The 9,626-nt window shown below is 60.6% G+C and carries 12 protein-coding genes; 4 read left to right on the forward strand and 8 right to left on the reverse strand.

Going from position 1 to position 9,626, the window contains the following annotated elements; translation table 11 throughout:
* Positions 1-788, forward strand: a 788-nt coding sequence (locus tag QT222_RS12455; RefSeq protein WP_491477365.1) for a sensor histidine kinase, incomplete at its 5' end; no start/stop codon positions are given.
* A 62-nt stretch (positions 789-850) separates the two neighbouring features.
* Here the strand turns inward: QT222_RS12455 and QT222_RS12460 are convergent.
* A complete protein-coding gene (locus tag QT222_RS12460) occupies positions 851-1,126 on the reverse strand; it encodes a DUF7967 family protein (protein WP_491477366.1) in 276 nt (91 codons plus the stop codon).
* Between the two features lie 44 nt (positions 1,127-1,170).
* Positions 1,171-1,659, reverse strand: a complete 489-nt coding sequence (locus QT222_RS12465; protein WP_004059252.1) for an Lrp/AsnC family transcriptional regulator — start codon at positions 1,657-1,659, stop codon at positions 1,171-1,173.
* Between the two features lie 204 nt (positions 1,660-1,863).
* Between QT222_RS12465 and QT222_RS12470 the strand changes: the two genes are divergently transcribed.
* On the forward strand, positions 1,864-2,802 hold the full coding sequence (locus QT222_RS12470) for a DMT family transporter (RefSeq protein ID WP_491477367.1): 939 nt from the start codon (positions 1,864-1,866) through the stop codon (positions 2,800-2,802).
* Between the two features lie 390 nt (positions 2,803-3,192).
* Here QT222_RS12470 and QT222_RS12475 read toward each other — a convergent pair whose 3' ends face one another.
* The 5 genes from QT222_RS12475 to QT222_RS12495 all read right to left on the reverse strand — a co-directional run bounded on the left by QT222_RS12475 (position 3,193) and on the right by QT222_RS12495 (position 7,892).
* Positions 3,193-3,888, reverse strand: a complete 696-nt coding sequence (locus tag QT222_RS12475) for a DUF3800 domain-containing protein (RefSeq protein ID WP_491477368.1) — start codon at positions 3,886-3,888, stop codon at positions 3,193-3,195.
* A gap of 119 nt (positions 3,889-4,007) precedes the next feature.
* Positions 4,008-4,928, reverse strand: a complete 921-nt coding sequence (locus QT222_RS12480) for a DMT family transporter (RefSeq protein WP_491477369.1) — start codon at positions 4,926-4,928, stop codon at positions 4,008-4,010.
* 394 nt (positions 4,929-5,322) lie between these two features.
* The gene (locus QT222_RS12485; RefSeq protein WP_004059257.1) at positions 5,323-5,607 is read right to left on the reverse strand and encodes a DUF6360 family protein; all 285 of its coding nucleotides are present in this window, start codon (positions 5,605-5,607) and stop codon (positions 5,323-5,325) included.
* Between the two features lie 94 nt (positions 5,608-5,701).
* Positions 5,702-7,480, reverse strand: a complete 1,779-nt coding sequence (locus tag QT222_RS12490) for a nitrite/sulfite reductase (protein ID WP_004059258.1) — start codon at positions 7,478-7,480, stop codon at positions 5,702-5,704.
* A gap of 88 nt (positions 7,481-7,568) precedes the next feature.
* Positions 7,569-7,892, reverse strand: coding sequence for a DUF8134 family protein (locus QT222_RS12495; protein WP_004059259.1), 324 nt, complete (start codon positions 7,890-7,892; stop codon positions 7,569-7,571).
* A 304-nt stretch (positions 7,893-8,196) separates the two neighbouring features.
* Here QT222_RS12495 and QT222_RS12500 point away from each other — a divergent pair, with 304 nt between their 5' ends.
* Together QT222_RS12500 and QT222_RS12505 are read left to right on the forward strand one after the other, a co-directional pair.
* Positions 8,197-8,361, forward strand: a complete 165-nt coding sequence (locus QT222_RS12500; RefSeq protein WP_004059261.1) for a DUF8595 family protein — start codon at positions 8,197-8,199, stop codon at positions 8,359-8,361.
* A gap of 79 nt (positions 8,362-8,440) precedes the next feature.
* A complete protein-coding gene (locus QT222_RS12505; RefSeq protein ID WP_004059262.1) occupies positions 8,441-9,115 on the forward strand; it encodes a DUF7119 family protein in 675 nt (224 codons plus the stop codon).
* On the opposite strand, the gene QT222_RS12510 is transcribed toward QT222_RS12505, so the two are convergent.
* Positions 9,103-9,626, reverse strand: a 524-nt coding sequence (locus QT222_RS12510; protein ID WP_491477370.1) for a M20/M25/M40 family metallo-hydrolase, incomplete at its 5' end; no start/stop codon positions are given. The genes QT222_RS12505 and QT222_RS12510 overlap by 13 nt on opposite strands.

Here is a 9,626-nt window from a genome sequence, read left to right on the forward strand (position 1 = left end):
GTGCGGAACTGTGGGTTCGCACCCGCGGTGAACCGGTTATCCGAGACGGCCGTGTCGTAGCCCTCAGAGGAACGATTCAGGACGTGACTGCTCGCCGCAGTCGTGAACTGGAGTTAGAGCGGACGAACGAGGAGTTAGAGGCACTGAATCGAATCGTCCGCCACGACATTCGAAACGATATGGCCGTCATCGTCGGGTGGGCGGAGTTGCTCGAAGAACACGTCGACGACGAGGGGGCAGACATCCTCTCGCGCATTCTCTCGACGGGTCGCCACACCATCGAGATAACCGAAGTCGCCCGCGACCTTATCGAGACGATGAGCGGAGGCACTGTCGAGACGCGTCCGCTTCCGCTCGTGGATACGCTCGAACGCGAACTTTCCGTCCGGCGTGAGGCGTTTCCCAACGCTACCTTCGAGGTCGAGGGGGCGATTCCGGATGTTGCGGTACGGGCGAACCCCCTCCTCGCGTCGGTGTTTGGCAACATCTTCAACAACGCCGTCCAGCACAACGACGGCAGCACGACTGTGACGCTCTCGGTGACGGTCGACGAGGACGAAGAACTAGTCACCACGCGCATCGCCGACGATGGCTCTGGCATTCCGGACAGCAGAAAGCCCGTCGTCTTCGGAAAAGGCGAGAAAGGCCTCGAAAGCACGGGAACGGGATTAGGTCTCTATCTCGTCAACCAACTCGTCGACTCGTTCGGCGGAACAGTCCACTTCGAGGACAACGAGCCGACGGGGTCCGTCGTCGTTGTCGAACTCCCGCTTGCGTCGGCGGACTGAACAGCCCTGTTCTGATTCCGGTCCGGACTTGGGTTCACACAGTCTCTCACACTACTTTCCGGTCACACGGTGTCCGTCGGGTCGTGCTTCTCGGCCATTTCCTGCGCCGCCGCGGCGTAGGCTCCCCGTGTTTCTTCGTCACTGACGCGACCCAACTCGTCTTCAGATACGTCGATGGCGGCGTAGGTGTCGCGAATGTCGGACTCGAAACTCGTCAGTGACCGCTCTTTTCTGTGATATCGTGTCCCGTCCAGCGTCGCGTACACGAGTATGATGATGTTTTGTTCGTCGTCCGAGTAGGTCCGTTCGACTAGCCACGTTCGCACGGTCTCCGGCATACGCTATCGTAGGCAATACGGAAGCGTAAGCGGTGGGGCGATTCTCAGTTCTCGATGCCTAATTCGTCCAACAGCGTCTCCAGCGTGTAGCTCTGGAGCGCTCTGTGACTGTCGCGCATCGTAGAGATAACGAACGTCGAGTTCGTCCGTTCGACCTCCGAGATGGCCTCGAAGTCGTTGATGAGTCGCTCGACGCGGTCGGAATCCGCGAGGTGTGCAACGACGATGAAGTCCGTCTCACCCATCGTGAAGTACAGTTGGGTGACACCTTCGATTTCCAGCAGTTTGTTGCCGACACCCTCGTACGAACCACTGTAGTCGGCTAACACTTCGATGACGACTGTGACGCCGAGACCGAACGCTTCGAGGTCGATGTCGTAGAGGTCGTTCTCGATGACGCCGTCGTCTTTCAGGTTGTTCAACCGGTAGTGGATAGTCGATACCGGGATATCAGTCGCTTCGTGTAACTTCTCGGGACTGCCTGTCCCGAGGTCCGCGATGGCCTTCAACAGGCGCACGTCGCGCTCGTCCATATCTACACTGGTCACGGGCGTAGATGTAAGTCCTTGTTCTGTTCCCCGTATTCGCCAGTACTTCTCACCCTCTCGGATTTTAACGATTTATACGCACTCAAATACAGCAAATCGTCTATTAGTCAATGAAAGATTCAACTATTCTCTCCTATTTTGTAGAAGGATTTAACAACGTCGGGGTCGGATGTTGGAGTAGATTCGACTATGACGCGAACCACTTGGAGAAATATTCCGACGACGCCCCTGTTGTTTGTCGCCCTCGCGGCGATGTGGGGCACGTCCTTCGTCGCCATCGAGGTCGGGTTGGAGTTCTTCCCGACCTTGACGTTTGCGGCGGTCCGCTACGAACTCGCCGGTCTCGTGATGCTGGCGTACGCCGTGTACTCGACCGACCGCTGGCGGCCACAGACCAGAGACGAACTGCTCGCGACAGCCATCGGTGCGGTGTTCATCATCGCCGCCTATCACGGTCTTCTCTACCTCGGCCAGAAACACGTCCCCGGTGCCGTCGCCTCGATTATCATTAGCCTCTCGCCCATCCTGACTGCCGTCTTCGCGTCGGCGATTCTCTCGAACCAGTCGCTCGGGAAAACGGGCGTGCTGGGATTGCTCTCCGGATTCGCCGGCGTCGTTCTCGTCGCCAACCCCGGGGCCGGTCTCTTCGACTCCGCACAGGGCCTCGGCATCGTGCTCATCTTCTTCGGTGCCGTCTCGTTCGCCCTCGGTGCGGTCCTCACCCGGCCGCTCCGTACGGACCTGCCGGTTCAGTCGATGCAGGCGTGGACGATGTTCGGCGGCGGCGTCATCCTCCACATCTGGGCGCTGTTCCGTGGGGAGTCGCTTTCTGCCATCGAGTGGGCACCGACCGGAATCGCGTCGTTCCTCTATCTGACGCTCATCTCCGGCGCGGTGGCGTTCCTCCTCTACTTCGAACTGCTGGACCGCGTCGGCCCGACGGAACTCAACCTCATCGGCTACGTCGAACCCGTCGTTGCGGCGCTCATGAGTTGGGTCCTCCTCGGCCACGCCATCGATACGACAGCGCTCGTCGGCTTCGGCGCTATCTTCTTCGGCTTCGCCATGATGAAAAAGAAGATGCTCGTCGACGTTGCCGTCGCGGTTCGGCGGCGTGTGACTGCCTGAGGATATTCTGTCGCTCGGAATACGAGTGGGACGCCTCAGAACACTGTGTTTTCTGCCCGCTTTTGGACGGAATTCGATTGGTTCGTGGACTTACTGATTTGTGTTAATTTTCCGGGAGTGCGGCGGGTGATAAGCTGCTGATCGCGTGTATTCGAGTTTCCGAACTGCTGTTGTAGTCTCAACGCCCTGTTTCAGCCCATCGCTCCCGGAAAATAGCTTACTGAAGATTTAAGTTTCAGTCGGTAGAACTTAGAGGTAAGAGACGGCGTCTGGAAGTCGATGATCCCTCTCTGCAGGGGCTGAGCTTCTCGGCGCCCTCTTATCGCCGAAACGGAATCGATGATCCCTCTCTGCAGGGGCTGAGTTCCGTTTCGGCGGTGGATTTTACACTCAGAACCGAAGGTTATGGACGACGCTGCTAGCTTCGCTACAGTCCCCTTTTCGTCGGTTTCGATGCCACGAGTACGCGGCAAGATCAGCGATCTGCAGGCCAGGGACGGCCTTACTATCCCGTGTCGTGAACGTGGCGGGGATACCAATCTCTTCGTGAGAACCAAAACACTCGCCGACGACATCTGCAGGTCCTTTCCACACCGTGTCGTCTAATATAATCTTGACCTCGTCAATCCCTTCGAGATTCATTGTTCCACCTTGGAACAGCGGACTGATTACGGAAATCAAACTCATCGAGCGCACCATCTGGCCATTCGAAAAGTTCCCTGAGGACCTCCCTTCAAAGAATCCGCTCGTGATGTCAGGGAGTGTCGTATATGTTGAGCATCGAATTGGTTGGGCGGTGGGCCACACATAAGTTGTTTCGATTGTACTGTCTTCGTAAAGTTGTGGAACCATCGACTGCATTAAGTCGTCAATGTATCTGGGGTGGAGCTTCGATGATTTGATCTCTGAGATACTGTTGTCGTCGCTCAGAGAACGGGCTTGGTCCAGCAGGAACCCCTTTGTCGAAGCTAGCACTTCGTACTCACTGCTTCGTTCAGATACACACCAGCAACCGACGATAGAAAACCCGGTCCCCTCGTTCGCGTTCCCGCTTTCGTCAACGAAAAAATAGAGAATGCGAGCCATTTGAAAGTGATTGGGATATTTATGAGTCACCTCAAATAAAATGTAAATGGTTTCGATTACTTTCTATGCCGATTAATGAGAGACAACTGAACTGAATATCCCCTCCCGGAGGAAAGGCGTTACTCCGCGTCTATGGACTGGCCTCCCACCGACCCGACTACCTGCGCGACGCTCTCGCGCTGAACCAACACGAACCCGGAGACGATAACGCCGAAGCCGAGTACAGTTGCCGACGAAATCGTCTCGCCGAGGAACGCCCACCCGGTGATGGTCGCGACGATTGGCATCGCGTAGGCGACGAGGTTCCCCCGAACCGGACCCGCCTCGGCGAGCAGTGCGAAGTACACCGGATAGGCGGCCGCCGTCGCGGGCATCCCCACGTAGAGAATCGCGGCGACGATAGTCGGCGACCACGCCACCTGCGCGGGTGATTCGCCGAAGCCGATGCTGACGATGTGGATGCCGACGGCGGCGGCTGCCATCGCCCACGCAGTCAGTGGCAGGGTTCCGATGTCGGGGTCAATCCGCTTGAGCAGCACGGTCCCGAACGCGACCGAGAGCGCCGACCCGACGACGAGCGCCTGTCCGATGCTTCCACCGCCGAGAACGCTCTCCGGGCCGACAATGACGACGACGCCGACGAGTCCGAGTAGAATGCCGACGGCGTCGACCGCCGAGATACGCTCATCGTCGAGGAGCAACACGGCGAACACCGGCGAGACGACCGGCATGAGGCTGTACATGACGGCCGCGGCCCCGGTCGTCGCGTGCTGCTGACCGAGGAAGAGAAGCACGTTGTTCGCACCGAGGACGAACGCGCCGCTGGCGAGGATACCGAATACGTCGGCGCGACTCCGCGGCCGCCAGTAGCCGCCGCGGACGATAACGAGGCTCAGTAAGACGATTGCGGCCACGTCGACGCGAAACGCCGCGAACAGCACCGGCGGAACGACATCGATAGCGGCCTTGATGCCGACGAAGGAGGTGCCGAACAGCACCGCCGCCGCGACGAAGAGAACGAGGGTCCGATGACGGCTCACGCCACCACCCCCCGCGCTGTGACCGGCGTTCGATTCGCCGGGTGAGCGCGGGAGGTAGAAAGCGGTCTACGCGCGATGCGTGGACGGTGTGAAGGCGTCGTCTCTAGCACACTTCACGCTGCGAGATTCATATTCATATGTCTACCGATTGGGTTTGTTGATGTGTGGATGAAAAATTCGATAGCTAGTTTGTAATCGAACGTTTCGTATCACGAGGTAAAAGTAACCATGGTCGGTGTTGTCACGAGGCGGTGGATGGTGTGTCCGCCGGTGGTCGAGGGATTCGTCGGTGGCACTCGGAGAACTCGCCAGTGGTAGTTGAACTATCCGCCAACCGCGACGGGATACCCGCTGGTAGTGCGTTTTGAGTTCTCAGAAAATCGGAAGGCTGCGCTTAGTCGTCGCGTGCGGCTTCGACCCGGTCGGCGTGTTTTTCGAGGTCGGCCGCCAGCGTGCGTGCCTCTTCGGGTGAGAGCGTTACCGTGTCTGCATGCGGGGGGAGCGCGTCGAGTTGCGTCCCGTCGAGTTCGAGTCCGAGTGTGATTTCGTCGGGGTTCTTCCGCGGCGACGTGACGTTGAGGACCGCGAACGCGGATTCCTCGAAGTCGTGACCCTTCGCCGTGCCGTCGACGAGGTCGAGCGTCGTGTACGCGTTGACCTTCAGGATGCGATTTGGCATTTGTAGTCGATAGTCGGTGTTCCCGTAAATAGGTCGCGTGGAGACAGACGGGTTTCTGTGTCGAAATGTAGGTACTGAACGCCCGGGACGACGCTCAGTCGTCGCTGGCGATGGGCGTCCCGTCGCCCGCCGTCGGCGCGGGACTCGCATCGAGGCTGTCGTCTTCGGCGTAGGGGTACCACGTGCGCTTCGTATTGTGCATCATCGGGTCCTCGTAGCTGGTCTCTTCGGGTTCGACCAGTTCGGCGAGGTCCTCTTCGTCCGTCCGAGCGACGAACTCTCGGAAGGTCTCGTCGCCCTCGCGACGCTCCTCGAAGTTCGCGAGCAGGTTCTTGATAGCGCCGGGCACCTCGTCGACGGGGACGCGCTGGGTGACCCACTCGGCGAAGTTCGGGTTCTCGCCGAGACCGCCGCCGAGACCGATGTCGAGCGCCTCGACTGGGTCCCCATTTTTGCGGGTCTTCATACCGCGAAGACTCACGTCGGCGATCTGGGGCTGGGCGCAGGAGGCCGTACAACCCGAGAGGTGGATGTGGAAGTCCTCGACGCCTTCGGGCAGTTCGACGTTCTCCTTCAGCCAGCGAGCGTAGCGGACCTGCCGGTTCTTCGTCTCCACGATGGAGAGCGAACAGAACTCGGTCCCCGTACAGGCGATAGAGCCGCGCATGAACGGGTGGGGGTCGGGCGAGTAGTGTTCGAGGAGGTCTTCTTCCTGCAGCGCGTCGAGTTTCTCCTCGGGCACGTCGGTGATGATGACGTTCTGGCGCTGGGTGACGCGGACTTCGCCGGAGCCGTATTCGTCGGCGACGCGGGCGAGTTCCTTCGTCTCGTCGACGCCCATGCGGCCGACGAGGACGTTGAGACCGACGTAGTAGTTGCCGTCGGCTTGCTCGTGGATACCGACGTGGTCCGCGTGGCCGCCGTTAGCGTAGCCGGAGTTGTAGGAGTACTCCGAGCGCAGGTCCTCGCCTGCAGTCTCCAGTTCGAAGTCGACGTACTCCTCCTGCAGGACGTTGCGGAACTTCTCCGCGCCCCACTCGTCCATCAGGAACTTGATGCGGGCGTTGTAGCGGTTCTCGCGGTCGCCGTTGTCACGGAAGAGCGCGGAGATGGCCCCCGAGACCTCCGCGGCCTGTTCCGGCGTCACGAAGACGTCGATGTCGCGGGCGAGCCGTGGCTCGTTACGGGAGAGGCCGCCGCCGATACGGATGTTGAAGCCTTTCGTCTCCTCACCGTCGATTTCCTTGGTCGCGGGTTCGAGCGCGAGGTCGTTGATGTCGCCTTGGCCACAGCCTTCGCGGCAGCCGGTGATAGAGACCTTCCACTTGCGGGGGAGGTTCGAGTGGTCGTCGTTGCCCTTGAACGTCTCGTTGAGTTCCATCGCGACGGGCAGCGCGTCGACGTGCTCGTGTTTGTCCTTGCCGGCGACGGGACAGCCGACGATGTTGCGCCACGAGTCACCACAGGCCTGCTGGGTGGAGAGGCCGACAGATTCGAGCTTGTCGAAGAGTTCCGGGATATCCTCTAGCTTGATCCAGTGCAGCTGGATGGACTGACGAGTCGTCCAGTCGACGTAGCCGTTACCGAATATCGGATTTTCGGCCGGACCGCGAGCGTACTCGTCGGCGACTTCAGCGACGACCTCGGTCTGTCCGGGCGTCAGCACGCCGTTCGGCGTCCCGATGCGCATCATGAAATAGGACTCCTGTCCGTTGCGCTGGTGGTACAGTCCCCACCATTTGAAGCGCTCGAACCAGGCGTCCCGCTCGTCTTCGGGGATAGCGTCCCAGCCCTCCTCGGCGAAACGGAACAGATGCTCTCGTATCTCGTTACCGTAGACCTCTGATTTCCAACGTTCGACGTCCGTGGGCATTCGTACGAATATCCATACATTTGCCTACGTAAGGCCCCGAGCGTACCGTCAACCCTTCCCGGTGCTGCCCAAAAGGGGAAATAATTGCCTATGTTATATCGCCGTCGTTCCGAACGGGGAGAACCACGCTCTCACGGGCGATATCGGTAAATTCGCCGTCTGAGAGTCGGCCAACGGGAACCCAACCGGGGACGCCCGTTTCACCACAGGCGATGCACTGGCCGTACACTTTCGCCGAGACGGTTCGTCCGTCCGCACCGACCGAGAGGACGTTCTCTACGACGAAGTCCGGAAGCTCACAACCGCAGAATGCAGGGGCATTAAGCCGCCAGAGTTCGCTCACGCTTACTTCTCTGGCGTCGTTCACGGAGACCCACGCCCCGTCATCGAGGACGCGCAGGGAGACGCTCATGTGTCCCCGTCAGTGCTCCGTCTACCTATGTGAGACGGCGGCCGCAATCCCCGCGGGGGAGCACGACGGTGGTTATCGCGCTAACTTCACCATTGTCTGGTGGTTTCGGGTGATTTCGGCCGTCTGAGGTAGTGGCAACCCCTTCCGGTACCCGGGAGTGGGGGTACACATTACAGGTGCGGATTCCCTTATGCAGGAGCCCTCAGTATAGGTGGATGATGAGTGACCACCGCACCGCCGTTCGACAACACGCCTCCGCCGATGTCGCCCCCGAACTGTTTGACCAGTCGACGGAGGATGACGCATGACGAGCGAGGCAGAACTCGAACCCGACCCGGACCCAGAATCGGACGCCGACGCACCGACTGACGTCGACGAAGCCGACCCAGCCGCTCACCTCAAGGACCTCGAAGACGGTGCCGGTTGTACCGAAATCTGGTCGCACCTCTCGGAGTCCCGAGAGGAGTAACCCGCCCGAACTCCGCTCGCGCGCGAATCTCGCCAGTCAGGGGGATGTTTTTATCCAAGAACACGTAACCGACTCGTAGATGACGAACGACGAACGCCGACGCACCAGTCAGGTGCCCGCCGACCGAAGAGAGCCGGTCGGCGCACCTGTCGTCCGTGGCGACCCTGCCGTCACGGGCGAGCGCGCCCACGAGGCGGTCGGGTTCGACCCAAACGACCCCGAGAGCGTCGCCGAGGCCGCTCGGACGGTCCGCTCGTTCTCCGAGTCCACGGCTGGCGACGACGACCACGTCTTTATGCTCCGCGGTGCCGCCGCCTGTGCTGCTCTCGTCCGCGGCGTGGGTTCGTACAAACGCGCCGCAGAAAGAGCGGATGGTGACGTTTCGGTCTCGTTTATCCGCAAATGGGCCCGCGTCCACGACCTTCCGCAGTCGGTTCGGCGGCACGTCGCCCGCGGACAGATTGCACCGACCGCAGCGAAACACATTGCACGCGTCTCCGGCGACGCCCGTCTCCACCTCGCGTGGGCGACGCTCGATGCGGGGCTGACCGTCCGAGAGGTTCGCCGCCTCGCAAGCGAGGTCAACGACGGAACGCCCGTCATTACGGCGCTCACCGACCACGGCGTCGATATCGGTACGCTCGATGTGTCGCTTCCGGCGGACGTGTACCTCGAACTCCGGCGACGCGCTTCACTGGAAGATACGGAACCGGGTAACGTGGTCGCCGACGCGCTCGAAGCCTACTTCGACTGAAGGAAGCGCCGCGCAGTCTCTCGAATTACGTCACGCGCAATCTCGACTTCTTCCCACTCGATGGTTTCGTCGGGGAAGTGCGCCTGCTCGATGTTTCCCGGCCCGAAGAGTACCGTAGGAATACCCGCCTCGACGTAATGCCGCGAGTCCGCGCCGTAGGTCGCACCCACCGGGTCGTCACTGAGGTCTGCTTCACGGAGTGCCGTCTGTAGTGCCTCGACGACCGGTTCGTCGGCGTCGGTTTCGGGGGGTTCGAACTGAACGGAGAAGCGCGCGAACGTCGGCGGGTTCGCCGAGAGCCACTCGTCGTCTGCGGCGACGGTCGCCAGTCGGTCTTCGAACGCCTGTTCGACCTCGGACACAGTCTCGCCCGGCGCAACACCCAGTCGCCACTCGGCAGTGAGCGTCCCCGCGACGCTGGACGCCCACGTTCCCCCCTCGACGCCACCCACACAGACCGGCCCCGGAATCGGAAAGTCGTACAGCGGGTGCGTAACGCGTTCAGTGCGCT

The sequence above is a fragment of the Haloferax sp. s1 genome (assembly GCF_058382125.1).

Excerpts from the sequence above, each read along its gene's own strand:
- QT222_RS12490 (WP_004059258.1), bottom strand. The coding sequence starts at position 7,480 with ATGCCCACGGACGTCGAACGTTGGAAATCAGAGGTCTACGGTAACGAG.
- QT222_RS12460 (WP_491477366.1), bottom strand. The coding sequence starts at position 1,126 with ATGCCGGAGACCGTGCGAACGTGGCTAGTCGAACGGACCTACTCGGAC.
- QT222_RS12505 (WP_004059262.1), top strand. The coding sequence starts at position 8,441 with ATGACGAACGACGAACGCCGACGCACCAGTCAGGTGCCCGCCGACCGA.
- QT222_RS12500 (WP_004059261.1), top strand. The coding sequence starts at position 8,197 with ATGACGAGCGAGGCAGAACTCGAACCCGACCCGGACCCAGAATCGGAC.
- QT222_RS12485 (WP_004059257.1), bottom strand. The coding sequence starts at position 5,607 with ATGCCAAATCGCATCCTGAAGGTCAACGCGTACACGACGCTCGACCTC.
- QT222_RS12475 (WP_491477368.1), bottom strand. The coding sequence starts at position 3,888 with ATGGCTCGCATTCTCTATTTTTTCGTTGACGAAAGCGGGAACGCGAAC.
- QT222_RS12465 (WP_004059252.1), bottom strand. The coding sequence starts at position 1,659 with ATGGACGAGCGCGACGTGCGCCTGTTGAAGGCCATCGCGGACCTCGGG.
- QT222_RS12495 (WP_004059259.1), bottom strand. The coding sequence starts at position 7,892 with ATGAGCGTCTCCCTGCGCGTCCTCGATGACGGGGCGTGGGTCTCCGTG.
- QT222_RS12470 (WP_491477367.1), top strand. The coding sequence starts at position 1,864 with ATGACGCGAACCACTTGGAGAAATATTCCGACGACGCCCCTGTTGTTT.